Annotated in this window: 22 protein-coding genes; 9 read left to right on the forward strand and 13 right to left on the reverse strand. The window is 70.1% G+C overall.

Features of this window, described 5'->3' with window-relative positions; genetic code table 11:
• Position 1: 1 nt before the first annotated feature.
• From ACIBK0_RS11845 to coxB, 4 genes are all read right to left on the reverse strand, one after another.
• Positions 2-1,261: an Ig-like domain-containing protein gene (locus ACIBK0_RS11845; protein ID WP_399078304.1), complete on the reverse strand. Its 1,260-nt coding sequence runs from the start codon at positions 1,259-1,261 to the stop codon at positions 2-4.
• Positions 1,262-1,387: 126 nt separating this feature from the next.
• Positions 1,388-1,786 (reverse strand): cytochrome c oxidase subunit 4, encoded by a 399-nt coding sequence (locus ACIBK0_RS11850; protein WP_399078305.1) that lies wholly within the window; start codon positions 1,784-1,786, stop codon positions 1,388-1,390.
• Entirely contained in the window at positions 1,783-3,513 is a 1,731-nt protein-coding gene (gene ctaD / locus ACIBK0_RS11855) for a cytochrome c oxidase subunit I (protein WP_399078307.1), read from the reverse strand. Before ctaD ends, ACIBK0_RS11850 begins: the two co-directional genes overlap by 4 nt.
• Complete coding sequence (coxB, locus tag ACIBK0_RS11860) at positions 3,510-4,475, reverse strand: cytochrome c oxidase subunit II (protein WP_399078309.1); 966 nt, start codon at positions 4,473-4,475, stop codon at positions 3,510-3,512. Before coxB ends, ctaD begins: the two co-directional genes overlap by 4 nt.
• 336 nt (positions 4,476-4,811) lie before the next feature.
• On the opposite strand from coxB, the gene ACIBK0_RS11865 reads away from it, so the two are divergent.
• Positions 4,812-6,194 (forward strand): cysteine desulfurase/sulfurtransferase TusA family protein, encoded by a 1,383-nt coding sequence (locus tag ACIBK0_RS11865; protein WP_399078311.1) that lies wholly within the window; start codon positions 4,812-4,814, stop codon positions 6,192-6,194.
• Between the two features lie 165 nt (positions 6,195-6,359).
• Here ACIBK0_RS11865 and ACIBK0_RS11870 read toward each other — a convergent pair whose 3' ends face one another.
• On the reverse strand, positions 6,360-7,334 hold the full coding sequence (locus ACIBK0_RS11870; protein ID WP_399078313.1) for a carbohydrate kinase family protein: 975 nt from the start codon (positions 7,332-7,334) through the stop codon (positions 6,360-6,362).
• Positions 7,335-7,468: 134 nt separating this feature from the next.
• Between ACIBK0_RS11870 and ACIBK0_RS11875 the strand changes: the two genes are divergently transcribed.
• Both ACIBK0_RS11875 and ACIBK0_RS11880 read left to right on the forward strand, forming a co-directional pair.
• Positions 7,469-7,678 carry a hypothetical protein gene (locus ACIBK0_RS11875; RefSeq protein ID WP_399078315.1) on the forward strand — a complete coding sequence of 70 codons (210 nt, stop codon included), beginning with the start codon at positions 7,469-7,471 and terminating at the stop codon, positions 7,676-7,678.
• A gap of 184 nt (positions 7,679-7,862) precedes the next feature.
• The gene (locus ACIBK0_RS11880; protein ID WP_399078317.1) at positions 7,863-9,491 is read left to right on the forward strand and encodes a hypothetical protein; all 1,629 of its coding nucleotides are present in this window, start codon (positions 7,863-7,865) and stop codon (positions 9,489-9,491) included.
• A gap of 135 nt (positions 9,492-9,626) precedes the next feature.
• Here ACIBK0_RS11880 and ACIBK0_RS11885 read toward each other — a convergent pair whose 3' ends face one another.
• Positions 9,627-9,983 (reverse strand): iron-sulfur cluster assembly accessory protein, encoded by a 357-nt coding sequence (locus ACIBK0_RS11885; protein ID WP_028805207.1) that lies wholly within the window; start codon positions 9,981-9,983, stop codon positions 9,627-9,629.
• 347 nt (positions 9,984-10,330) lie between these two features.
• Between ACIBK0_RS11885 and nadA the strand changes: the two genes are divergently transcribed.
• A complete protein-coding gene (gene nadA / locus ACIBK0_RS11890) occupies positions 10,331-11,515 on the forward strand; it encodes a quinolinate synthase NadA (protein WP_399078319.1) in 1,185 nt (394 codons plus the stop codon).
• A gap of 333 nt (positions 11,516-11,848) precedes the next feature.
• Here nadA and ACIBK0_RS11895 read toward each other — a convergent pair whose 3' ends face one another.
• The 5 genes from ACIBK0_RS11895 to ACIBK0_RS11915 form a co-directional block, all read right to left on the reverse strand.
• A complete protein-coding gene (locus ACIBK0_RS11895) occupies positions 11,849-14,974 on the reverse strand; it encodes an efflux RND transporter permease subunit (RefSeq protein WP_399078321.1) in 3,126 nt (1,041 codons plus the stop codon).
• A gap of 168 nt (positions 14,975-15,142) precedes the next feature.
• Positions 15,143-15,826 carry a response regulator gene (locus ACIBK0_RS11900; RefSeq protein WP_399078323.1) on the reverse strand — a complete coding sequence of 228 codons (684 nt, stop codon included), beginning with the start codon at positions 15,824-15,826 and terminating at the stop codon, positions 15,143-15,145.
• Complete coding sequence (locus ACIBK0_RS11905; protein ID WP_399078325.1) at positions 15,823-17,043, reverse strand: sensor histidine kinase; 1,221 nt, start codon at positions 17,041-17,043, stop codon at positions 15,823-15,825. The genes ACIBK0_RS11900 and ACIBK0_RS11905 overlap by 4 nt, the downstream gene beginning before the upstream one ends.
• A 175-nt stretch (positions 17,044-17,218) precedes the next feature.
• Positions 17,219-17,497, reverse strand: a complete 279-nt coding sequence (locus ACIBK0_RS11910; protein ID WP_399078327.1) for a hypothetical protein — start codon at positions 17,495-17,497, stop codon at positions 17,219-17,221.
• Positions 17,498-17,540: 43 nt separating this feature from the next.
• Entirely contained in the window at positions 17,541-18,335 is a 795-nt protein-coding gene (locus tag ACIBK0_RS11915; RefSeq protein ID WP_399078689.1) for a PspA/IM30 family protein, read from the reverse strand.
• A gap of 267 nt (positions 18,336-18,602) precedes the next feature.
• On the opposite strand from ACIBK0_RS11915, the gene ACIBK0_RS11920 reads away from it, so the two are divergent.
• The 3 genes from ACIBK0_RS11920 (at position 18,603) to ACIBK0_RS11930 (ending at position 21,166) form a co-directional block, all read left to right on the forward strand.
• Positions 18,603-19,229, forward strand: a complete 627-nt coding sequence (locus ACIBK0_RS11920; protein ID WP_399078329.1) for a DUF3043 domain-containing protein — start codon at positions 18,603-18,605, stop codon at positions 19,227-19,229.
• 83 nt (positions 19,230-19,312) lie between these two features.
• The gene (locus ACIBK0_RS11925; protein WP_399078331.1) at positions 19,313-20,014 is read left to right on the forward strand and encodes a class I SAM-dependent methyltransferase; all 702 of its coding nucleotides are present in this window, start codon (positions 19,313-19,315) and stop codon (positions 20,012-20,014) included.
• Positions 20,015-20,074: 60 nt separating this feature from the next.
• The gene (locus ACIBK0_RS11930; RefSeq protein WP_399078333.1) at positions 20,075-21,166 is read left to right on the forward strand and encodes a S1C family serine protease; all 1,092 of its coding nucleotides are present in this window, start codon (positions 20,075-20,077) and stop codon (positions 21,164-21,166) included.
• Between the two features lie 90 nt (positions 21,167-21,256).
• Here ACIBK0_RS11930 and ACIBK0_RS11935 read toward each other — a convergent pair whose 3' ends face one another.
• Positions 21,257-21,469: a hypothetical protein gene (locus ACIBK0_RS11935; RefSeq protein ID WP_099500908.1), complete on the reverse strand. Its 213-nt coding sequence runs from the start codon at positions 21,467-21,469 to the stop codon at positions 21,257-21,259.
• A 114-nt stretch (positions 21,470-21,583) separates the two neighbouring features.
• Between ACIBK0_RS11935 and ACIBK0_RS11940 the strand changes: the two genes are divergently transcribed.
• Positions 21,584-22,783: a bifunctional adenosylcobinamide kinase/adenosylcobinamide-phosphate guanylyltransferase gene (locus ACIBK0_RS11940; protein ID WP_399078335.1), complete on the forward strand. Its 1,200-nt coding sequence runs from the start codon at positions 21,584-21,586 to the stop codon at positions 22,781-22,783.
• A 24-nt stretch (positions 22,784-22,807) separates the two neighbouring features.
• Here the strand turns inward: ACIBK0_RS11940 and ACIBK0_RS11945 are convergent, their stop codons facing one another.
• Positions 22,808-23,887, reverse strand: a complete 1,080-nt coding sequence (locus ACIBK0_RS11945) for a class I SAM-dependent methyltransferase (RefSeq protein WP_399078337.1) — start codon at positions 23,885-23,887, stop codon at positions 22,808-22,810.
• Positions 23,888-24,052: 165 nt separating this feature from the next.
• Between ACIBK0_RS11945 and cobT the strand changes: the two genes are divergently transcribed.
• Positions 24,053-25,177 (forward strand): nicotinate-nucleotide--dimethylbenzimidazole phosphoribosyltransferase, encoded by a 1,125-nt coding sequence (cobT, locus tag ACIBK0_RS11950; RefSeq protein WP_399078339.1) that lies wholly within the window; start codon positions 24,053-24,055, stop codon positions 25,175-25,177.
• Positions 25,178-25,220 lie beyond the last annotated feature (43 nt).

The raw sequence follows: 25,220 nt of genomic DNA on the forward strand, positions 1-25,220 counted from the left end.
CTCACACTGACTCGGGACGCAGTCTGGCCCTGTCCTGCGGGGCCGGGCCGTCGGGAGTCCCGCCCACCAGGGCGCTGCCCTGGCGCCAGGTCTTCCAGTTGAGGTTCCAGTCGCCGAAACCGTTGTCGAACGGGGCCATCGTGGCGCCGTTGGAGTTCTGGACCTTCACGATGTCGCCCTGGCGCACGTTGTTGAAGAACCACTCGGCGTTGCCGGTGCTCATCCCGGTGCAGCCGTGGCTGACGTTGGCATACCCCTGTTCGCCCACGGACCAGGGCGCCGCGTGCACGTACTCGCCGCTCCAGGTGACACGGGTCGCGTAGTACACGGGCAGGTCGTAGGAGTCGGCGCTGCCCTCGGCGATGCCGACGGTGGTCCCGCGCATCCGTACGAAGTACTGCTTCTCCAGGATGACCTTGACGCCGTTGCGGGTCTCGAAGCCGGGCTTGCCGGTGGTGACGGGGATCGTCTTGATCGCCTGGCCGTTGCGGTAGACCGTCATGGAGTGCGCGGAGGCATCCGTGACGGCGATGAGGCGATCGCCCGTGGTGAGCTGCAGTGACTTGGCGTTGCCGCCCCAGAGGTGGTCGGCGATCCTGATGCCCGCGAGGTTGCTGTGTGCCTGGATGGTGGCGTTCGTGGGCCAGTAGTCCTTGGGGCGGTAGTGCAGCGTCTTGTCGTCCACCCAGTGCCAGGCGCCCTCCGCGGCGGGCACCGAGTCGACCCTGAGGGCGCGTTCGACGATCGTGCGGGCGGCCTTGTCCTTCACGGGGACGCTGAGTTCGGCGGTGACGGGCTGACCGACGCCGTACTTGCCCGCCTCGGGCCCGAACTTCACGTCCAACTGCTTCTTCGTCTTGGGTGTGGTGGTCTCGAAGTCGAGGACCTTGCGGCCGGGGGCGCCACTTCCGTCCTCGGTGCTCACGCGCACCGTGTAGTGGGCCCCTGCGGCCAGCGGAGAGGTGCTGTGCCAGCGGCTCCCGTCGGCGGCGAGTTCGCCCACCACATAGCGGCCCGAGGCGTCCGTGACCGTGACGTCGGTGATACGCCCGTCTTCGGTCAGGGCGATGATTTCCAGGGGCTTGTCGGGGTCGACCTTCTTGTTGCCGCTGCTGCCGTTGAAGGAGATCTGTCCCGCCGCGTCGTACGGCTTCGCCGAGAGCGGGTGGTCGTCGGCGCTGCAGGCGATGACGCCCACGCCGAGGGCGACCACCAGCGTGGTGCAGCTGACGACCGTGCGGATGCGCGGTGAGTGGTTCATGGTCCCACGCTAAGAACGACCGTCAACTACAGCACGGCGAGTGACCCGTGTGGGGTACATGACGTGCGGCTAACGACGGAGCCCGGACACTCCTGGCGGAGTGTCCGGGCTCTCGGGTGGCGCGAGCTACTGCGTGCGGCTCTCACCGTGGTAGTACTCGAAGACCCAGCCCCACAGGCCGATCAGGATGATCGGGGCCGAGAAGTAGAGCAGCCACCACCCGAAGACGACGCCCAGGAAGGCGAGCGCCCCGCCGACGCCGAGCGCGAGCGGCTGCCAGCTGTGCGGGCTGAAGAAGCCCACCTCGCCGGCCTCGTCCGCGACGTCCGCGTCCTTGTTGTCCTGCGCCAGCGCGTCGACCCGCCGGGCCGTGAAGGCCAGGTAGTAGCCGATCATCATGCTCAGGCCGAAGGCCAGGAAGAGCGCCGTGGTGCCGGCCGGCTCCTTCGACCACACGCCATAGACGATCGCCATGACGAGGATGAAGACGGCCAGCCAGATGAACATCTTGCCTTGGACCTTCACTTGCCGGCCTCCTTGCCACCAGACAGAGCCGACGTGCCGTGACCGGCGTTCTCGAGCTGGTCGAGAGCGGCGATCTCCGGGTGGTGCAGGTCGAACGCCGGGGATTCACTGCGAATCCGCGGCAGGGTGAGGAAGTTGTGCCGCGGCGGCGGGCACGAGGTGGCCCACTCCAGCGAACGGCCGTAGCCCCACGGGTCGTCGACGCCGACCGGCTTGCCGTACTTGGCCGTCTTCCACACGTTGTAGAGGAACGGCAGGATCGACAGGCCGAGCAGGAACGAGCTGATCGTCGAGATCGTGTTCAGCGCGGTGAAGCCGTCGGCCGCGAGATAGTCCGCGTACCGACGCGGCATGCCCTCCGCGCCCAGCCAGTGCTGCACGAGGAACGTGCCGTGGAAGCCCACGAACAGCGTCCAGAAGGTGATCTTGCCGAGACGCTCGTCGAGCATCTTGCCCGTCATCTTCGGCCACCAGAAGTGGAAGCCGGAGAACATCGCGAACACCACGGTGCCGAAGACCACGTAGTGGAAGTGCGCCACCACGAAGTACGAGTCCGAGACGTGGAAGTCCATCGGCGGCGAGGCCAGGATGACACCGGTCAGACCACCGAACGTGAAGGTGATCAGGAAGCCGGTGGCCCAGAGCATCGGGGTCTCGAAACTCAAGGACCCCTTCCACATCGTTCCGATCCAGTTGAAGAACTTCACGCCCGTTGGCACGGCGATGAGGAACGTCATGAAGGAGAAGAACGGCAGCAACACACCACCGGTGACGTACATGTGGTGGGCCCACACGGTCACGGACAGACCGGCGATGGAGATGGTGGCGGCGATGAGGCCCATGTAGCCGAACATCGGCTTGCGTGAGAACACTGGGATCACTTCGGAAATGATTCCGAAGAATGGTAGAGCGATGATGTACACCTCTGGATGGCCGAAGAACCAGAAGAGGTGTTGCCAGAGCAAGGCTCCGCCATTTGCCGCGTCGAAGACGTGGGCACCGAACTTGCGGTCCGCCTCCAGGGCGAACAGCGCGGCCGCGAGGACCGGGAAGGCCAGCAGGACCAGCACACCGGTCAGCAGCACGTTCCACACGAAGATCGGCATGCGGAACATCGTCATGCCGGGAGCACGCATGCAGATGATCGTGGTGATGAAGTTGACCGAGCCGAGGATCGTGCCGAAGCCGGAGAAGGCCAGACCCATGATCCACATGTCGGCGCCGATGCCCGGCGAGCGGACCGCGTCCGACAGCGGGCTGTAGGCGAACCAGCCGAAGTCGGCCGCGCCCTGCGGGGTGAGGAAGCCACCGACCGCGATGAGCGAGCCGAACAGGTAGAGCCAGTAGGCGAACATGTTCAGCCGCGGGAACGCCACGTCGGGCGCGCCGATCTGCAGCGGCATGATCCAGTTCGCGAAACCGGCGAACAGCGGCGTCGCGAACATCAGCAGCATGATCGTGCCGTGCATCGTGAACGCCTGGTTGAACTGCTCGTTCGACATGATCTGCAGACCAGGCCGGGCGAGCTCGGCGCGCATGAGCAGCGCCATGACGCCGCCGATGCAGAAGAACGCGAACGACGTGACCAGATACAGCGTGCCGATCGTCTTGTGGTCAGTGGTGGTGAGCCACTTGATCACGACGTTGCCGGGCTGCTTGCGCCGTACCGGCAGCTCGTTCTCGTACGAGTCTTCGGCGGCACCCTGGGGTTCGTTGAGGATGCTCACAGGTTGTTCGTCTCCCGGTTCTTCTCGTGGCCCGTCTGCTCAATGCCGGCCGGGACGTAACCGGTCTGACCCTTCGCCGCGAGCTCCTTGAGGTGGGCCTCGTAGCGCTCGGGGGAGACGACCTTCACGTTGAAGAGCATCCGGGAGTGGTCGACGCCGCAGAGTTCGGCGCACTTGCCCAGGAAGGTGCCCTCCTTGTTGGGGGTCACCTGGAAGGAGTTGGTGTGGCCCGGGATGACGTCCTGCTTCATGAGGAACGGCACCACCCAGAAGGAGTGGATGACGTCACGCGAAGTGAGAACGAAGCGGACCGTCTTGCCCTTGGGGAGCCAGAGGGTCGGGCCGGGGTTGTTGGTCTGCGGGTTCCGCGTGCCGGGCGTGCCGACGTCGTAGACACCGCCGGCGTTCGCCGGGAAGTCCGCCTTGAACCGGTCCGGAATGGCGGCCAGGTTCTTGTCGGTCTTCGCGTTCCCGGTGGAACCGGGAACGTCCGCGATGTAGTTGAAGCCCCAGCTCCACTGGAAGCCGACCACGTTGACCGTGACGTCGGGCTTCGGGGAGAGGCTGAGGAGCTTCGACTCGTCGCGGGCGGTGAAGTAGAACAGCACCGAGACGATGATGAGCGGGACCACGGTGTACAGCGCCTCGATGGGCATGTTGTACCGGGTCTGCGGAGGAACTTCGACCTTGGTGCGGCTGCGCCGGTGGAACATGGCGCTCCACAGGATCAGGCCCCACACCAGCACGCCTACGGCGAGCGCCGCCGCCCAGGACCCCTGCCACAGGGAGAGGATCCGCGGAGCCTCTTCCGTGGCCGGGGTGGGCATACCAAGGCGGGGGAAGTCTTCCCAGTTGTACGAGCAACCGGTGGCTGTCGCCAGGACCAGGCCCGCAGTCATTGCCTGCAGCAGCTTCCGCCGCATCGGGCGCCGCGGCGAGCGGTCGGAGCCGTTGGGACTCACGTAGCGCCTTCCCGAGAGTCTCGCCCGCGCTGGTTGGCTACGGCCTTCTCGCTGGTCGCTCGCCGCCCTGGCACACGGGCAGGGGTTTGGATGTTTATGCGGACCAAACCCTACTGGACGCTATTTGGGGTCGCGCGGGGAGGGTGCCCAACGCGCCGCGGGTCACCCCGAAGGGGTGGGATGCCCGGCTCCGGGGGGCTTTCTGACGGGGGGTTCGGACGCCTCGCAGCCCGGTCGACCAGGCCTGTCGGCGACCGCGGGTCGCCTGTGGCTGATCGCGCCGCTCCCCGCGCCCCTCGGGGGAGCTCTCCTTGCCGGAGGACTTAGCGTTGAGGTGTGGCCTACTTCGATGCTGCTTCCGCTGCCCCCCTCCACCCCGTCGCCCGGCAGGCCCTGCAGGCGTCGCTCGACGAGGGGTGGGCCGATCCCGCCCGCCTGTACCGGGAGGGACGGCGAGCGCGGCTGCTGCTCGACGCGGCGCGTGAGGCGGCGGCCGAGGCGGTGGGGTGTCGCCCGGACGAGCTGGTCTTCACCTCCTCCGGTACGCGGGCGGTGCACACCGGGATCGAGGGCGCGCTGGCCGGCCGCCGCCGCGTCGGACGCCACCTGATCGTGTCAGCGGTCGAACATTCGTCGGTGCTCCATTCGGCAGACGTTCACAAGGCGGCGGGGGGGTCGGTGACCGGGATCCCGGTCGACCGTGCGGGCCGGGTGTCCCCGTCCGCGTACGCGGACGCCCTGCGCCCCGACACCGCTCTGGCCTGCCTGCAGTCCGCCAACCACGAGGTGGGTACGGAGCAGCCGGTGGCCGCGGTGGCCGAGGCATGCCGGGCGGTGGGGGTGCCACTGCTGGTCGACGCCGCGCAGTCGCTGGGCTGGGCGCGCGTCGAGGGCGACTGGTCCCTGTTGACGGCAAGTGCCCATAAATGGGGTGGGCCTTCGGGCGTCGGACTGCTCGCCGTACGGAAGGGGACCCGGTTCTCTCCTCAAGGCCCCCCGGACGAGCGGGAGTCGGGAAGAGCGGCCGGGTTCGAGAACATCCCCGGCGTGGTGGCAGCGGCGGCCTCGCTGCGCGCCGTACGCGCCGAGGCGGCCGCTCAGGCCGGGCGACTGCGGGAACTGACGGAGCGGATCCGCGGGCGAGTCCCCGAACTTGTCCCGGACGTGGAGGTGGTCGGCGACGCGGTCCACCGGCTGCCGGGGATCGTCACCTTCTCCTGTCTCTATGTCGATGGAGAGACACTGCTGCACGAACTGGACCGCGCCGGCTTCTCGGTCTCCTCCGGTTCGTCCTGCACCAGCAGCACGCTGACGCCCAGCCATGTACTGAAGGCCATGGGTGTCCTGAGCGAGGGCAACGTCCGTGTGTCGCTGCCGCCGGGCACGGCGGCGGAGGACGTCGACCGCTTCCTGTCGGTCCTGCCCGGTGCCGTCCTGGCGGTCCGCGAGAAGCTGGGGGCCCCGGCGGCACCGACGACGACGTCCGCGGCCCTGGACACCCTCGTCGTGGACGCGCTGGGCAAGCGGTGCCCGATCCCGGTGATCGAGCTGGCGAAGGTCATCGGGGATGTGCCGGTGGGCGGGACCGTACGCGTCCTCTCCGACGACGAGGCGGCCCGGCTCGACATCCCCGCGTGGTGCGAGATGCGGGGGCAGGAGTACGTGGGTGAGGAGTCGGCGGAGAAGGGGACGGCCTACGTGGTGCGGCGGCTGGCCTAGGTGTTACGTGGTGCGGCGGCCGGCCTCGGTGTATTGATCACGCCGGCTCGGGGCTGCGACGCCTCACAACTGCCGCGGCCCGGGCGTGATCCGAAAGGGAGGCCTTGGGCGGGCCCGGAGTGAAGGGGTGCCGAGGCCCCCCTTCCTCGCGGGTGGGCCAGTGGATCAGGCCAGGTGAGCCTGGACCTCGGCGGCGGCGTCATGGCCGTACGCCTTGGTGAAGCGGTCCATGAAGTGGGCGCGGCGGAGCTGGTACTCCTGGGTGCCGACCGTCTCGATGACCAGCGTGGCGAGCATGCAGCCGACCTGGGCGGCGCGCTCCAGCGGGACGCCCCAGGCGAGGCCGGAGAGGAAGCCCGCGCGGAACGCGTCGCCGACGCCCGTGGGGTCGGCCTTGCGCTCCTCCTCCGGGCAGCCGACCTCGATGGGCTCCTCGCCCGCCTGTTCGATGCGCACGCCCTGCGCGCCGAGGGTCGTCACACGGTGCCCGACCTTGCCCAGGATCTCCTCGTCCGTCCAGCCGGTCTTGGACTCGATGAGCCCCTTCTCGTACTCGTTCGAGAAGAGGTACGTCGCTCCGTCCAGCAGTATCCGGATCTCGTCGCCGTTCATCCGGGCGATCTGCTGCGAGAAGTCGGCGGCGAAGGGAATCGTGCGGGAGCGGCACTCCTCGGTGTGGCGAAGCATCGCCTCGGGGTCGTCCGCGCCGATCAGGACCAGGTCGAGGCCGCCGACCCGGTCGGCGACGGCCTTCAGCTCGATGAGACGGGCCTCGCTCATCGCGCCCGTGTAGAACGAGCCGATCTGATTGTGGTCGGCGTCGGTGGTGCACACGAAGCGCGCGGTGTGCAGCACCTCGGAGATGCGGACCGAGTCCGTGTCGACGCCGTGGCGGTCCAGCCACGCGCGGTAGTCGTCGAAGTCGGAACCCGCCGCCCCGACCAGGATCGGCCGGGTGCCGAGCTGACCCATTCCGAAGGCGATGTTCGCGCCGACCCCGCCCCGGCGCACGTCGAGGTTGTCGACCAGGAAGGAGAGGGAGACCGTGTGCAGCTGATCCGCGACCAGCTGGTCGGCGAAACGGCCGGGGAAGGTCATGAGGTGGTCGGTGGCGATGGAGCCGGTGACTGCGATACGCACGGCTAGGACACGCTCCTGCGAGGGGAGGGGATTGACAGTTCACGCTACCCGGTCCGCACGGGCCCGCTGAAGCGGGCAAAACTACCCGATAGTAGATCTTTCTTCGTAAGGGCAACGGTGCATACGGTTCCGGTATGACGAACCTCAAGGTCCACGGCTCCGCTCCGCTCGACCTCGAAGGCGATCTGGCGTCGCTGCGCGGCGACTGCGCCCGGATGGCCCCGCACTGGTCGGCTCCCGCCAAGGTCACTTCCCACCCGGTGTCTCCGTCACGCATCCACGGGGTGACCGTGCCGCCCACGTCCGCACGGCTGCTGGACGCGATGTCCGACTACGGCGACTGATCCCCGTACGGCCGAACGGGCGGCGCCGAACGGGGGAATTCGGCGAGCGCCCGCAGGGAACCGCGCGCTCCCCCGCTGCGTCCCATCGCTGTCCCCCGTAAAGGGGATGCGGTATACGACCCTCAGCGCCCCTGTGTGACAGGGCCGGGTCATGGGACAGCAGTGAAGCCGAAGGAGCGATGCGGTGAGCACCGAGCGACCCGACAACGACGCGAGCGAGCCCGTCGAGGGTGCCGCCGTGGGTCCTGCCGAGGGTCCGGGCGAGGGTCCCTCCGAGGGCGCCGAGCCGACCGCACCGCGCCGTCGGCATTCCCCGGTGGTCATCGCCTCGGTCGCGGCCGCGGTCCTGCTGGTCGGGGGCGGCGGGGCGTACTTCGCGGCCACGGCGTCCGGCGGGAACGGCCGCAGCGGCTCGGGGGCCCCCGGCAGCCACGGCACTCCCCCGCCGCTCGCCCTCGACGGCTACTCCGAGGGCACCACGAGCGCCACGGGCGGCACGAACGGCATCGCGCCCGGCGAGCCCAACCCGTACGGCGCGACCTACCAGGCGGACGGCAAGCTGCCGGGCGGCCCGGACTCGGCGCCCGTGTACTGGGCGAAGGGCGAGGTGACGAAGGCCGAGGTGGCCCGGCTGGCGAAGGCCCTCGGCCTGGCGGGCGCGCCGAGGCTGGTCGGCGACGGCTGGACCGTCGGTTCCACGAAGGACGGTTCGGAACCGAATCTGCGGGTGAGCGTGAACGCGCCCGGCACCTGGACCTTCAGCTCGTATCTGCCGGGGACCGACAACTGCCCCAAGGGCAAGCGCTGCGTCCCCGTCGGGTCCGGCGGCCTGGCGGGACTGCGCCCCGGGGCGGTGAGCGAGGAGGAGGCCAAGAAGGCGGCCGCTCCCGTATTGAAGGCGGTCGGCCAGGACGACGCGAAGCTGGACGCGGGCCAGCTCATGAACGACGACCGGGTACGCGTGGTGAACGCGGACCCGGTGGTCGGCGGGCTGCCGACCTACGGCTGGACCACCGGTCTCCAGGTCAACTCCGAGGGCAAGGTCTTCAGCGGCAGCGGCCAGTTGAAGGCGCCGGTGAAGGGGGACACGTACCCCGTCATCAGTGCGCGCAAGACGCTGGACCTGATGAACGGGTCGGCGTCCGCGTCGGGCGGTGGACGCAAGGGCATCGGCGGCTGTGCCAGCCCCGTACCGCTGAAGGACCGCGACGAGATGCCTTGCGAGCACTCGACGGTGACGCCGGCCCCTCAGGCAGTGACCGTCGAGAAGGCCACCTTCGGCCTGGCGACGCACTACGCGAACGGGCGGCAGACGCTGGTGCCGTCCTGGCTGTTCGAGGTGCGGACGCAGGGGGCGGACGACAGCTTCACGGTGACGCATCCGGCCATCGACCCGCGGTATCTGACCGCACCGACGGCCCCCGGGCAGCCGACCGCCCAGCCGAGCCCCACGCCGACCGCGCCGGGCGACGAGCCGACTGCGGCGCCGACCTCGCGCAACGTCAAGGTGCAGGGCTACACCGTCGACGGGCAGGACCTGACGGTCGGTTTCACGGGCGGAGTGTGCGCGGACTACTCGGCCTCGGCGAGCGAGAGCTCGGACAAGGTGACCGTCACGGTGACCGAGAAGCCCTGGCCGGACAGGATCTGCATCCTGATCGCCAAGATCTACGAGAAGACCGTCCATCTGGACAAGCCGCTCGGTGACCGCAAGGTCGTGGGCTCGGACGGCAAGGAGATCCCCGAGGGGAAGGTGCCCGGCGCCTCGGTGCAGCCACCGTCGGCGGCCCAGAAGGCGACGCAGCCCCAGTAGCGGCCGGTGCTCCGGATACGCGAAGGCGGCGTCCCTGTCGGAGGGGGACGCCGCCTTCGTATGCGTTCAGCCGTATGCGCCCAGCCGGCCGTGCTCAGCCGTGCGCCGCGGGCTCGGCGGCGGTGAGCCGGGGGCTTAGCTGAAGGAGTCGCCGCAGGCGCAGGAGCCCGTCGCGTTCGGGTTGTCGATCGTGAAGCCCTGCTTCTCGATGGTGTCCACGAAGTCGATGGACGCGCCGCCCAGGTACGGGGCGCTCATACGGTCGGTGACGACCTTGACGCCACCGAAGTCCTTGACGACATCGCCGTCGAGGGAGCGCTCGTCGAAGAAGAGCTGGTAGCGCAGGCCGGAGCAGCCGCCGGGCTGAACGGCGACGCGCAGTGCCAGATCGTCGCGGCCTTCCTGGTCGAGCAGGGCCTTGACCTTGGCCGCGGCGGCGTCGGACAGGATGATGCCGTCGCTCACGGTGGTGGTCTCGTCCGATACGGACATCTGCTTCTCTCCCGGGTTGTACGGAGACTGCTTGCCGACGGTTGCAACCGGCGGGGCCGCGGATTCATTCCGGGCCGAGCGCTTGTCTTTGCCTTCTCACTTCATGCTCGCACATGCGCCCGGACGCGAACACCGACCTGTGGACAAGCCCACGGACAACCCGGCCGACATACGTATGTCACCTGCCGTAGCGGCGACCGGGATTCACGTCACATCGACGCTATGGACATCGTCAACGTGACATGAAGCGGTTATGATAGATAGCGTCAATTCGACGAAAAGGCATCGTTCCGCCGGGCCCGCTCCCTACGAGCCCGGCGAGCCGCAGAACAGAAAGGGTGCGTGTCGTGACCACCGCCCAGACCCAGGAGCTCGACGTACAGCCGACGCCCCTCGCCCTGCTGCTGCTCGGCCGCGAGGCCGACCCGAGGAGCGAGCGGGGCGTCGAGTGCCCCGGCGACCTGCCCTCTCCGTCCGACCCGGACCTGGTGGAGCGCGCCCGCGCGGCCAAGGAGAAGCTCGGGGACAAGGTCTTCGTGCTCGGCCACCACTACCAGCGCGACGAGGTCATCCAGTTCGCGGACGTCACGGGCGACTCCTTCAAGCTGGCCCGGGACGCGGCCGCGCGCCCGGAGGCCGAGTACATCGTGTTCTGCGGTGTGCACTTCATGGCGGAGTCGGCGGACATCCTGACGAGCGACGACCAGAAGGTCGTGCTGCCGGACCTCGCCGCGGGCTGCTCGATGGCCGACATGGCCACCGCCGAGCAGGTCGCCGAGTGCTGGGACGTGCTCACCGAGGCCGGGGTGGCCGAGCAGGTCGTGCCCGTCTCGTACATGAACTCGTCCGCGGACATCAAGGCGTTCACGGGCAAGCACGGGGGCACGATCTGCACGTCGTCGAACGCCCAGCGGGCTCTTGAGTGGGCCTTCGAGCAGGGCTCGAAGGTGCTCTTCCTGCCCGACCAGCACCTGGGTCGCAACACGGCTGTCCGCGACATGGGCATGTCCCTCGACGACTGCGTCGTCTACAACCCGCACAAGCCGAACGGCGGGCTGACGGCGGAGCAGTTGCGGGACGCGAAGATGATCCTGTGGCGGGGTCACTGCTCGGTCCACGGCCGTTTCTCGCTGGACTCGGTGAACGACGTCCGCGAGCGGATCCCCGGTGTGAACGTCCTCGTCCACCCCGAGTGCAAGCACGAGGTCGTCGCGGCGGCGGACTACGTGGGGTCCACGGAGTACATCATCAAGGCCCTGGAGGCGGCTCCGGCCGGCTCGAAGTGGGCGATCGGCACGGAGCTGAATCTCGTCCGGCGGCTCGCGAACCGTTTCGCGCCCGAGGACAAGGAGATCGTCTTCCTCGACAAGACGGTGTGCTTCTGCTCGACGATGAACCGCATCGACCTGCCGCACCTGGTGTGGACCCTGGAGTCGCTCGCCGAGGGCAACCTGGTCAACCGCATCGAGGTGGACCGCGAGACGGAGCAGTTCGCGAAGCTGGCGCTGGAGCGGATGCTGGCACTGCCGTAACGCTCGGGCTGTGCGTACGCCGATGGGGTGCCCCTCTTGCCGAGGGGCGCCCCATCGCCTGTGTACGCCTCGGCGCCCACGCCGCAGGGCGGCTTCGGTCGTGCGTGGGTGCGTGGCCCCCGGCCGCTGCGCGCCCGGGCTTGTCCGCACCCACCCGCCCTTCGGAGAACTCCGGGACACTGCGTGACCCCTGGCCCCAGCAACGCCGAGGGCCTGCCCGCACGATCGTGCGGGCAGGCCCTCGGTGCTTGTGGCGCGGGCCTGAGCCCATCGGGCGGGGGTGGGCGGCGACGGGCCGGCGAGAAGCAGCCGGCCCCGCGCCCGATCCGCTGCCTAGACCCCCGCCGGTTCCGGTTCCTCCGCCTCCGTCGGCGAAGACGGGACCCCCGCCTTCGCCGCCCGCTTCGCCGCCTTCTTCTTCGCCCGGCGCTCCTTGCGGAGTTCGATCACCGTGTACAGCGTCGGTACCAGCAGCAGCGTCAGCAGGGTCGACGTGATCAGGCCGCCGATGACGACCACGGCCAGCGGCTGGGCGATGAAGCCGCCCTCCCCGGTGACGCCCAACGCCATGGGGAGCAGGGCGAAGATGGTCGCCAGGGCCGTCATGAGGATCGGGCGCAGCCGGTGGCGGCCGCCCTCGATGACCGCCTCGACCGTGCCGTAGCCCTGTCGTCGGTACTGGTTGATCAGGTCGATCAGCACGATCGCGTTCGTCACCACGATGCCGATGAGCATCAGCATGCCGATCATCGCCGGAACACCCATCGGGGTACCGGTGGCCACCAGCAGGCCGATCGCGCCCGTCGCCGCGAAGGGGATCGAGACGAGCAGGATCAGCGGCTGCAGCAGCGAGCGGAAGGTCGCGACCAGCAGCATGAAGACGATCGCGATCGCCGCCAGCATCGCCAGCCCCAGGGAGGCGAACGCGTCGTCCTGGTCCTGGGACACCCCGCCGATCTCCGCCGTGGCCCCCGCGGGGAGCTTCAGCGCCTTCAGCTTGGAGGTGAGGTCGGCGCTGACCGCACCGGTGTTGTCGCCGGTCGGCTTCGCCGTGATCGTGGCGGCCCGCTGACCGTCGATCCGGGTCATCGAGACCGGACCGTCGACCAGCTTCACGTCCGCGATGTCACCGAGCTTCACGGCACCGAGCCGGAGGTTCTTCAACTGGTCCAGCGTCTTCGCCGGCTTCGCCGACTTGATGACGACGTCCCGCTCGGTGTCGTCCAGGATCGCCTTGCCGCTGGTGGTGCCGCGGACCGCCTCGGCCACGGCCGCGCCGAGCGTCGTGTCGTTGAAACCGGCCGCCGCGGCCTTGGAGTCGGCCTTGACCGAGATGCGCGGCACGCTCTGCGCCAGGTCGCTGATCACGTCCGTGACGTTGTCCAGCTCGGCGACCTCGTCACGGACCTGATCGGCCGCCTTGCGCAGCACGCCCGCGTCGGCCGCCTTCACGACGACGCTCAGGTCCTGGTTGCCGAACCCGTCTCCGGCCGAGACCGTGGTCGTACCGATCCCGGAGAGCTTGCCGAGGCCGTCCTCGATGCGGCTCTGGACGTCGTCGTACGACGCCGAGTCGTCCAGCATGACCTGGTACGAGGCCTGGTTGGTGGCCGTGCTGCCGCCGAAGGCGGCCATGAAACCGGAGGAACCGACCGTGACCTGGTAGTCCTTGACGCCCTTGACGCCGTCCAGCAGCTTTTCGACCTTCTTCGCCTGCGCGTCGGTCGCCGCCAGGCTGGTGCCCGGCTTCAACTCCTGCTTGACGGTGAGGACTTCCTGGTCGCCCTGGTCGAAGAAGTTCGTCTTCAGCAGAGGCGCCATGCCGAACGTGCCGACGAGGATCGCGACCGCGATCAGCACGCTCGTCAGCCGGCGCCGGGTCGCGAAGCGCAGGACGGGAACGTAGAAGCGCTGCAGCCGGCTGCGCGCCTCCTTCTCCTCCGCCTTGCGCCGGGCCTCGTCCGCATCGGCCGGGGTGCCCTTGGGGGCCCGCAGGAACCAGTACGACAGAACGGGCACGACCGTCAGCGAGACGAGCAGCGAGGCGAGCAGCGCCGCCGTGACCGTCAGGCTGAAGGAGCCGAACAGCTCGCCGACCATGCCGCCGGTCAGGCCGATCGGGAGGAACACCGCGACCGTCGTCAAGGTCGAGGACGTGACCGCGCCCGCGACCTCGCGGACCGCCTTGAGGATCGCCTCCTCGCGCTCCTCGCCGTAGCCGAGGTGCCGCTTGATGTTCTCCAGGACGACGATCGAGTCGTCGACGACGCGGCCGATGGCGATGGTGAGCGCGCCGAGCGTGAGCATGTTGAGCGACAGGTCGCGGGTCCACAGCACGATCAGGGCCAGGACCACCGACAGCGGGATCGAGACCGCCGTGACCAGCGTGGAGCGGATCGACGCCAGGAAGACCAGGATGATCAGGACCGCGAAGAGCAGACCCAGCGCGCCCTCCGTGGTCAGGCCGTCGATGGACTTCGACACGGCCGGCCCCTGGTCGCTGACGACGGTGATCGTCGCTCCGGCCCCCAGGTCCTTGCGCATGGCGGGCAGCTTGTCCTTGACCGCGTCGGAGATGGCGACCGCGCTGCCGTCGTGGTCCATGGTGACGTTGACGGCGAGGCTCGGGCGGCCGTCCGTCCGCGTGATGGAGTCCGCCGTGGACTGCTCCTGCCTGACGCCGGCGACGTCACCGAGGCGCACCGGCTTCTTCCCCTGGGCTCCCGTGACCCTCAGGTCCTGGATCTGCTTCAGGGAGGTGAAGCCGCCGCCGACCTGGACGGTGCGGTTGCTGCCGTCCTCGTCGAAGGAGCCGGCCGGGACGGTCGCGCCGCCCGCCTGGAGGGCCTGGCCGAGCGCGGCGGAGGTGAGGCCGGCCTTCGCCATCTTCTTGTCGTCGGGCGTGACGGTGACCTGGAGGTCGCGTACGCCGTCGACCGTCACCTGGCCGACACCGTCGATGTCCTTCAGGTCGGGCACGACGGTCCGGTCGAGCTGGTCGGAGAGGGCCTGCTGGTCCTTGTCCGAGGTGACGGCGAGGACGACGGTCGGCATGTCGTCCGTCGAACCGGCGATGACCTGCGGGTCGACGTCGTCCGGGAGCTGCACACGGGCGCGGTTGACGGCCTGCTGGACGTCGGCGACGAGCTGCTTGGTGTCGTTGCCGTAGTCGAAGGACGCCATGATCACGGCGTTGCCCTCACTGGCCTTGGACGTGACACCGGTGATGCCGTCGACGGCTTCGAGGGTGTCCTCGATGGGCTCGACGACCTGCTTTTCCACCACGTCGGGAGACGCGCCCTGGTACGGCGCGAGCACGGACACCATGGGCAGTTCGATGGTGGGCAGCAGCTGCTGCTTGAGCTGGGGGATCGCGATCGCTCCGAAGGCGATCGCGATGATCGAGATCAGCCCTATGAGGGCCCGTTGCGCGAGGCTGAATCTGGACAGCCAGGACATGGGTGGCGGGTCTCTCTTCTGTGGCTTGAGCGGAACGTGGAGCAAGAGGGCGAGCACATCTGAGCCCCCCACGTCACACCCTGAGCCATGGAAAAGGCCCGATCCGTCGCCCCTGAGTCCATTTCCTTATACGGCTCCTACTCCAGGCGCAGTACGCCCAGGTGGAGCTCAGTCCACCCTTGGACGGACCAGCCCGGACTCGTACGCGATGACGACCAGTTGCGCCCGGTCGCGCGCGCCGAGTTTCGCCATGGCCCGGTTGACGTGCGTCTTCACCGTCAGCGGGCTGACTTCGAGGCGCTCGGCGATCTCGTCGTTGGAGTGCCCGCCCGCGACCTGGACGAGCACTTCGCGCTCGCGCCCGGTGAGCGCGTCGAGCCGCTCGGCGCGGGCCGGATCCCGCTCCTCCTCCGAACCGTCGCCCTGTGCGAGGAACTTGGCGATCAGCCCCTTGGTGGCCGCCGGCGACAGCAGCGCCTCGCCACCGGCGGCGATCCGGATCGCGTTCAACAGCTCTTCCGGCTCGGCGCCCTTCCCGAGGAACCCGGACGCGCCGGCCCGCAGCGACTGCACCACGTACTCGTCGACCTCGAAGGTCGTCAGCATGACCACCCGCACATGGGCGAGCCCCGGGTCGGCGGTGATCAGCCGTGTGGCGGCGAGCCCGTCGGTCCCCGGCATCCGGATGTCCATGAGCACGACGTCGGCGCGTTCGTCCCGCGTCAGCCGCACCGCCTCCGCGCCGTCGGACGCCTCGCCGACGACCTCCATGTCGGGCTCCGAGTCGACGAGCACACGGAAGGCGCTGCGCAGCAGCGCCTGGTCGTCGGCGAGCAGGACACGGATGGTCATACGGAGTCCCCCAGGGCAGGCGTGCGGTTCTTGACCGGAAGGATCGCATGGACCCGGAAGCCGCCTCCGTATCGGGGACCGGCCGTGCAGCTGCCGCCGAGCGCGGTGACCCGCTCCCGCATGCCGAGCAGCCCGTGCCCGCCACCCTCTTGTGGCCCGTCGGCCTGCCCGGGCCCGTTGTCGAGGACCGTGACCTCCACATTCGGTCCTACGCGTACGACGCTGACCTCGGCCTTCGCCTCCGCTCCCGCGTGCTTCTGCACATTGGTGAGGGCTTCCTGTATGACGCGGTACGCGGCGAGGTCGACGGCGGCGGGGAGGGTGGTGCCGTGGTCGCAGCGGGCGACTTCGACGGGGAGGCCGGCGTTGCGGAAGGTGTCGGCGAGTTCGTCGAGCCGGGCGAGGCCGGGGGCGGGTTCGGTGGGGGCCTCGGGGTCGCCGGACTGGCGCAGCAGGCCCACGGTGGCGCGGAGTTCGTTGAGGGCGGAGCGACTGGCCTCGCGGACGTGCGCGAGGGCTTCCTTGGCCTGGTCCGGCCGCTTGTCCATGACATGCGCGGCGACGCCCGCCTGGACGTTCACCAGGGCGATGTGATGGGCGACGACGTCGTGCAGATCGCGAGCGATCCGCAGCCGCTCCTCGGCGACGCGGCGGCGGGCCTCCTCCTCACGGGTGCGTTCGGCGCGCTCGGCGCGCTCGCGGATGGCGTGCACGAAGGCGCGCCGGCTGCGTACGGCGTCGCCCGCGGCGGCGGCCATGCCGGTCCAGGCGAAGATGCCGAGGTTCTCCTGGGCGTACCAGGGCATCGGTCCCGCGAGCATCGCGACCGCCGTCAGGGCGGTCATCGTGACCAGTCCGACGCGCCAGGTCGTGGGGCGGTCGGTGGCCGACGCGACGGTGTAGAGGGCGACGACGGCGGACATCGCCACCGGGGCCCTGGGGTCGCCGGTGACCAGCTCCACCAGGGAGACGGCGCCCGTGGCCGCGAGGACCGTCATCGGGGCGCTGCGGCGGAAGACCAGGGCCGCGGCGCCGAGCACCATCAGGGCGATGCTGAGGGCGTTCGGGGTGCGGGCGCCCCAGGTCGCGCCGTTCTCGCCGTGCGGGTCGACGAAGGAGCCGGCGACCATGCTGGCGAGGACGCCTGCGGCCAGGGCGGCGTCCAGGGCGAGGGGGTGGACGCGCAGCCAGTCCCTCGTGCGCTCTAGGGTGCTCACTCCGTTTACGGTACGGGGACCGTGCGGGGCTTGGAACGGGTGCTACCGGGGACCACCGAGCGTGATGTCGCCCCGTCCGCCCCTGCCCGTTCCCGTCCCTGGGGGCTGCCGCCCCCAGACCCCCTGAAAGATTGCGTGGTTCCCCGCGCCCCTGATGAGAGGCGCGGGAGACCCGTCAGCCGGGGATCAGGCCCTCGTCGCTCAGCATTTCGCGGACCTCTTCGAGGGTCGCGTCCGGGGACGGGAGGATCAGTTCCGAGGGCTCCAGCGCGTCGTCGGGAAGCGGAGCGCCGAGGCGGCGTACCGATTCCAGGAGCGCGCTCAGCGTGCGGCGGAAACCGGGCTCGTCGCCGCTCTCCATCTCGGCGAGCAGCTCGTCGTCCAGTTTGTTCAGTTCGGTGAGGTGGCCGTCGTCCAGCCTCACCTGCCCCTCCCCCATGATCCGTACGATCATGTCGCCCTCCTCAGGCGTGGGCCCCGATCAGTCGGTCACTCACTCACTGCTTGTCGAAGCGCGGAGTGTCCTGCGGCTGCGACGGGGACTGCGACTGCCCCGTACCGCCCTCGATCGCCTGCTGCGGCGAGGACCCACCGGCCAGCTCCGCCTTCATGCGCTGCAGCTCCAGCTCTACATCCGTACCACCGGAGAGCCGGTCCAGCTCGGCCTGGATGTCGTCCTTGGCCATACCGGACTGGTCGTCGAGGGCGCCGGAGGCGAGCAGCTCGTCGATGGCGCCGGCGCGCGCCTGGAGCTGCGCGGTCTTGTCCTCGGCACGCTGGATGGCCATGCCGACGTCGCCCATCTCCTCGGAGATGCCGGAGAACGCCTCGCCGATGCGGGTCTGCGCCTGGGCCGCCGTGTACGTCGCCTTGATCGTCTCCTTCTTGGTACGGAAGGCGTCGACCTTGGCCTGCAGACGCTGGGCCGCGAGGGTGAGCTTCTCCTCCTCGCCCTGGAGAGTCTGGTGCTGCGTCTCCAGGTCGGTGACCTGCTGCTGGAGGGCGGCCCGGCGCGACAGCGCCTCACGGGCCAGGTCCTCGCGGCCGAGCGCGAGCGCCTTGCGGCCCTGGTCCTCCAGCTTGGAGGACTGGCTCTGGAGCTGGTTCAGCTGCAGTTCGAGGCGCTTGCGGCTGGTCGCCACATCCGCGACACCGCGGCGCACCTTCTGCAGCAGCTCCAGCTGCTTCTGGTACGAGTAATCGAGGGTTTCGCGCGGGTCCTCGGCCCGGTCAAGGGCCTTGTTCGCCTTCGCGCGGAAGATCATCCCCATACGCTTCATGACACCGCTCATGGGCTTCGCGCGCCCCCTTCTGACGGACTCCAGCTCCAGGTACTGCAACAGAACCCACAGTACGGGCCCTGCATCCATTACCGCACTGTTCGGGGACGGATGCGCTCATCCCCAAGGACGACTGCTCACGGCACCGCTCCGGCGTAGGGAGTAGGTGGACCTCGGGGTCCCCCGGCCCCGCCACCCGGCAAAGCCGCGCACAACGTCCCCTCTGTCCCACTACAGACGTCCGGTGTTGCCGGATCGTTCCCCAGTCGAATGACGTCCATGCCCCCGAACCCCGTACCCTTGGGTTTTGTGTTCCGTAGCCGTGCCAAGGAAGAGAAGGCCCCCGCCGACAAGGCGCCGGTGAACTTCTCCAAGCAGACCCGTGACCCGCAGGCCCCCAAGGGTCGCCCCACGCCCAAGCGCAGTGAGGCCCAGACCCAGCGCCGCAGCGTCGCCAATACGCCGACGACGCGCAAAGAGGCGGCCAAGCGGCAGCGCGACGATCGCCGTGCCGCGATGGAGCGGCAGCGTCAGGCGCTGGCCAGTGGTGACGAGCGCTATCTGCCCGCGCGTGACAAGGGGCCGGTGCGGAAGTTCGCGCGCGACTTCGTGGACTCGCGGTTCTGCATCGCCGAGTTCTTCCTGCCACTGGCCGTGGTCATCCTCGTGCTGAGCATGGTCCGCGTGGGTTCGCTGCAGAACATCGCGCTGCTGCTGTGGCTCGTGGTGATCGTGATGATCGTGGTCGACTCGATCGGTATCGCGATCCGCCTCAAGAAGCAGCTGAACGCGCGCTTCCCCGACCAGCCCAAGAAGGGCGCGGTCGCCTACGCGCTGATGCGCACGCTCCAGATGCGTCGACTCCGGCTTCCCAAGCCGCAGGTCAAGCGCGGAGAGCGGCCCTGAGCACGACGTCTTTCTCCGGGGGCGCGGCGGATGCCTGGCTGAACAAGCTGGGCGGCCTGCGTGATGTCGTACGACAGGAGCTGGTGGCCCGGCAGCTCGACGAGCAGATAGCCGGGCGGTTCCCGGTGGGCCTGCGGCTGCGGATCCTCGATGTCGGGATGGGCCAGGGCACGCAGGCGCTGCGCCTTGCCCGGGCCGGGCATCAGGTGACCGGCCTGGAGCAGGACGCGAAGATGCTCGCGGTGGCCCGGGAGGCGCTGGCCGCCGAGCCCGAGGGCATCCGGGGACGCGTACGGCTGATCGAGGGCGACGGCCGGGAAACCGGCGTCCACTTCCTGCCGGGCAGCTTCGACGTGGTGCTGTGCCACGGCGTACTGATGTACGTCGAGGAGCCGGACGCGCTGCTGGCCGGCCTGGCGCGGATGCTGGCCCCCGGCGGGCTGCTCTCGCTGCTCGTGCGCAACGCCGACGCGCTGGCCATGCGACCCGGGCTGTCCGGCGACTGGGCGGCGACGCTCGCCTCGTTCGACACGACCGCGTACACGAACCGGCTCGGCCTGGACGTCCGCGCCGATCGGCTCGCCACGCTGACGTCCACGCTCGCGGGGATCGGCGCGCCGCTGCACGCCTGGTACGGGGTGCGGGTCTTCACGGACACCGCGCCGGACGGGGCGCCGGTTCCGCCGGATGCGGAGAGTCTGCTGGCCGCCGAGGAGCGGGCCGGGCGGACGGATCCCTATCGCCGGGTGGCGGCGTTGCTGCACCTGTGCGGGGTGCGTGGCTGAGCGACCCGTTCGGGCGCGCATCGCAGGTCGGGCCGTCCCCCGGAAAGGGACACTTCGGGCATGGACGCTTCCCGTACGCCTGCCCTGCCCCGCGCTCGCACCCTCCGGCTCCTTGCGTCCCTGACCGTACTCGCCTGTTCGGCCGCCCTTCTCTCCGGCTGCACCAAGGACTCCTCGTCGTCCAGGAAGGACGGTGCGACGACGACGCAGGCCGCTGTCCCCCAGGTGGCCAATGACCTCCAGGACGCCTATCTGAAGGTGATCAAGGAAGTCCTGCCGTCGGTGGTGCAGATCCAGGCGAGCCACGATCTGGGGTCGGGCGTGGTGTACGACGACAAGGGGCACATCGTCACCAACGCGCACGTCGTCGGGAACGAGAAGCAGTTCCGGGTCACGACGGCCAACAACGAGGACACGCTGACGGCGACACTCGTCTACGCGTACCCGGAGCAGGATCTCGCCGTCATCAAGCTGGACAAGATCCCCGAAGGACTGAAGGCGGCGGCCATCGGGGACACCGCGAAGGTCGAGGTCGGCCAGATCGTGCTGGCGATGGGGTCACCGCTCGGGCTCGCGTCCAGCGTGACCCAGGGCATCGTCTCGGCGACCGGGCGCACCGTCAGCGAGGGCACCACCGACGGGGGCACGGGGGCCACCATCGGGAACATGGTGCAGACCTCGGCGGCGATCAACCCCGGCAACAGCGGCGGCGCGCTGGTCAATCTCGACGCCCGGGTCATCGGCATCCCCACGCTCGCCGCGAGCGACCCCAATCTCGGCGGCAGCGCGGCGCCCGGCATCGGCTTCGCCATCCCCGCGTCGATGGTGAAGACGATCGCCGACCAGATCATCAAGGACGGCAAGGTCACCGACTCGGGACGGGCCGCACTCGACATCACGGGCCGTACGGTCGTCGACGACAACTACCGGCCCGCGGGCGTCGCCGTGGTCGCGGTGAAGAGCGGCGGCGCGGCCGACACGGCGGGCATCCGGCCCGGTGACGTCATCGTCAAGGTCGGTGACAGCGACATCACCACGATCATCTCGCTCTCCGAGGCTCTCGCGGCCCAAAAGCCGGGCGACAAGACCAAGGTGACGTTCTTGCGGGGCGGAAGCGAGACCACGGTCGTGGTGACGTTGGGGGAGATCTGACGTCGGGCGGGCGGTGGGCGGGTTGCCGCGGCGGGCGGGTTGCCGCGGTGGGCGGGTTGCCGGGGTCCGGCCCCGGCAACCCCGACCGGCCTACTCCGGTTCGGCGTGCAGGCTCATCGGCCCGTAGATCTGCGTGCTGTCCTCGAAGAGGAACACCTGGTCCGCGCCGCCCTCGAGAAGGTCCTTCCACACCTCGCCGATCCAGGACTCGGCGTCCCCCTGCGTGGTGAACTCCTCGGGCTGCACCGCGGGTTGGACCTCTGTCCCGTCGGACTTCTCGAACCGCCACGTCCATGCCGCCATGTACGCCTCCAGGGTGTGAGCACACTGCACAGCTGAAGCCGGACAAGATCCGGCTCCACGTCCGAAGCCTAGCCGGACGCGCAAGACCTGCGGCGACACGTAAAAATCAACCTCGTGGAACTGACTCTGCTCGGCACCGGCACACCCGAGGGCCTGCCCCGCCCCGACTGTCCCTGCGCGGCCTGCGCGACCTCGCTCGGCGAGAACGCGCGGGCGGCCACCGCGCTGCTCGTGGACGGCACGCTGCTGCTCGACCTCACGCCCGGCGCGGCGTTCGCGGCCGCCCGCGCCGGGCACTCGCTGGGCGGCGTACGACAGGTGCTGCTCTCGCATCCGCACGACGGGCCCGCGGTGGAGGTGCCGGCCGGTCTGCCGCAGCCCGGCCGGGTGCCCGACGGGCGTGAGTTGGCGCTGCTCACCGGGCACCGGGTGCGAGCGGTGCCGATGGACGCGCCCGGCACGGGGTACGCGGTGACCGGGCCGGACGGTCAGCGGCTGCTCTATCTGCCGCCGGGCGCGGCGCCCGCCGGGCTCGAAACGAACGGTGACACGTACGCCATGGTGCTCGCCGATGTGGTGGGGCGCCCCGACGGCCTGACGAAGCTGCGGGCGGTCGGCGCGGTCGGGCCGACGACGGACGTGATCGCGGTGCACCTCGACCACGACGTGCCGCCGGGGCCCGAACTGCGGCGACGGCTCGCGGCGGCGGGCGCGCGGGCGGTACCGGACGGGACCACGCTGGACGTGGGCGTCTACGAGGACGTACCGGACGTGCCGCGTCGCACGCTCGTGCTCGGCGGTGCGCGATCGGGCAAGTCGGTGGAGGCGGAGCGGCGTCTGGAGGCCTTCCCCGATGTGCTGTACGTCGCGACGGGCGGCTCACGGAACGGGGACACCGAGTGGGCGTCGCGGGTCAGTGCGCATCGCGAGCGGCGCCCCGGCTCCTGGCGCACCACCGAGACCTGCGACCTCGTCCCCCTCCTTGCGGAGTCCGGGCCTCCCCTGCTCATCGACTGCCTGTCCCTCTGGCTGACGGACACGATGGACTCCGTGAACGCCTGGGACGACGCGGAGTGGGCGGGTGGCGGCGAACGCGCGCTGCGCGCCCGCGTCGAGGAACTCACCGCCGCCGTCCGCAACACTCGCCGCACCGTCGTCGCCGTCTCCAACGAGGTCGGCTCCGGCATCGTCCCCGCCACCGCGTCGGGGCGCCGCTACCGCGACGAACTCGGGCGGCTGAACGCGGGGTTCGCGGCGGAGTGCGAGCACGTGTTGTTGGTGGTGGCGGGACAGGCGCTGCCCCTGCGGGCTTGAGGGGGCGTGGAGCGGGTCGAAGGCTCATCGCCGCGCGATGATGCGGTACGCGTTGGAGAAGCGGGTGCGGCGGAACAGCGGGGCGAGGGCGTGGTCGAGGGCTGACGTCGTGGCCAGGAGGGGGTTGGACGCCCGGGCCAGGGCCGTGTGCAGCGTGCGCTGGAGCGGGGTCGGCGGTGCGGGCCGCCAGGGCGCGTCGAGGTCGGGCAGGGCGTGGCCGAGGGCCAGCGCGAGGGCGCCGGCGAGGTCGTACGGGATGTGCGGTTCGCGACGGTCCGTCGCGACGATCGCACAGCCGAGGGCCTCCAGTTCGCCGAGCAGGTTGGGCAGCGGCATCAGATGGAGGTGGCGCGGCTGGCCGTACGACACCCACCACTTGCCCAGCAGCGTGCCGAACGCGCAGTCGGGGTCGGGGACTTCGACGAGCAGGTGCCCGCCGGGCCGCAGCACCACCATGGCGGCGCGCAGTTCCTCGCGCGGGTCGCGGGTGTGCTCCAAGTGGTGGAACATGCTGACGACGTCGTAGCGCGAGCGCAGCCGCTCGGTGATCCGGGAGTCGGTGAGCCGGCCCCGGTGCGCCTCCTCGACGCGCCCGGCCGCCCGCGCCTTCGCGACCCGCCGCGTGGCGTCGAGCCCGTCGAAGGCCGTGTACGGGTGGACCTCCTTGGCGACGGCAGGGAAGTGCCCGTGCCCGGTGCCGACGTCGAGCCAGCTCTCCGGCTCGGTGTACGGCAGCATCGCGCGAGCGGCGGCGCGATGGCGTCCGCGGCTGCCCCGGGCACCGAGGAGCCGCACGGCGAGGCCTTCGAGGGCGTCCTCCCGCAGATCCCTGAGGTCCCGCAGGTCCCGGTGGTAGAAGGCCAACCCCTCTGCCGTGAGCCGGGGGTTCTGGAAGGCGTGGGCGCAGTCCCCGCACTCGTCGACGACGAACGTGCCGGGCTTGCGCTGCACCAGATCCGACGTACGCAGCAGGGTGCGCAGCCGTCTCGAGCCGCACCAGGGGCAGTCGTCCCGGCGTGGTTCGTGGAACCGTCCGGTGCCCTGGGCGAGTTCGGCGGCGTAGGCGGCGCGGCGTTCGGCGATCGACTGCGGCGTGCGGGGCATGGGCGCTCCTGGGGGACGCGGGGCCGTTGGGGGGCGGCCGGAGGACCTGGGCGGGGACTACCGGGCCGTACGACAATCCGACACAAACCGTACGTAGCGGAACGGGATCCGGGGCGCAACGACGTGGCGCGGACGTGTTCGATCGCTGCCGGTACTGTTCGGCGAATGAGCTCGCTTAATCTCGACGACTTCACCGATCTGATCGAGCGCCCCGACGGAGGGGTGCGCCGGGACGCCGAGGCGCGCCGGGAGCGCCAGATCGTGCCGCCCGGGTCACTGGGCCGCCTCGACGACCTGGGTGAGTGGCTGGCGGCGGCGCAGTCCGCTGTGCCGGTGCGGCCGATCGAGCACCCGCGTGTGGTGCTGTTCGCGGGCGACCACGGGGTCGCCGAACTCGGCGTGTCGGCGCGGCCCGTCGGCAGCGCCGACCAGTTGGTGCGGGCGGTCCTGGAGGGCGCCAGCCCGGCCGCGATCCTGGCCCGGCGGCTCGGCGTGCCGGTGCGCGTCGTCGACATGGCGCTGGACTGCGAGCCGGACGGGCTGCCCGGCGAGGTCGTACGGCGTCGGGTGCGGCGCGGTTCGGGACGTATCGACGTCGAGGACGCGCTGACTCTGGAGGAGGCGGAGGCCGCGTTCCGCTCGGGTGTCGCGGTCGCGGACGAAGAGGCGGACTCCGGTACGGATCTGGTGGTGCTCGGTGACATCAGTGTCGGCGGGACCACGGCGGCCGCCGTGCTGGTCGCCGCGCTGTGCGGGACCGACGCGTCCGTCGTGACCGGGCGGGGCGGGCGGGCCATCGACGACCTCGCGTGGATGCGCAAGTGCGCCGCCGTGCGCGACGCCCTGCGACGGGCCCGGCCCGTGCTCGGGGATCAGCTGCAGCTGCTCGCGACGGTCGGCGGGGCGGACCTCGCGGCGATGACCGGGTTCCTCTTGCAGAGTGCGGTGCGGAAGATGCCGGTGATCCTCGACGGGGTCGTCTCCGCCGCGTGCGCCCTGGTCGGGCAGCGGGTCGCCTTTCGCGCGCCGGACTGGTGGCTGGCCGGCCAGAACAGCGGCGAGCCGGCCCAGGCGAAGGCGCTGGACCGGATGGCCCTGGAGCCCCTGCTCGACCACGGGGTGACCGTCGGCGAGGGCGCGGGCGCGCTGCTGGCACTGCCCCTGGTCCAGGCGGCAGCCGCCCTGGCAGCCGACCTGCCGGAGGCGGCTCCTTCCCCCGAGACGAAGCCCGCGAACGAGGACTCCGAGGCGGACGAGAACGCGGACGAGGACGAGGCCGTCGACGAGTAATCGCGATACGGCCGTTCGGCACCAGCACCGAAATCCGCCGCCG

The organism is Streptomyces sp. NPDC050564, assembly GCF_044457265.1.
Taxonomy (GTDB): domain Bacteria; phylum Actinomycetota; class Actinomycetes; order Streptomycetales; family Streptomycetaceae; genus Streptomyces.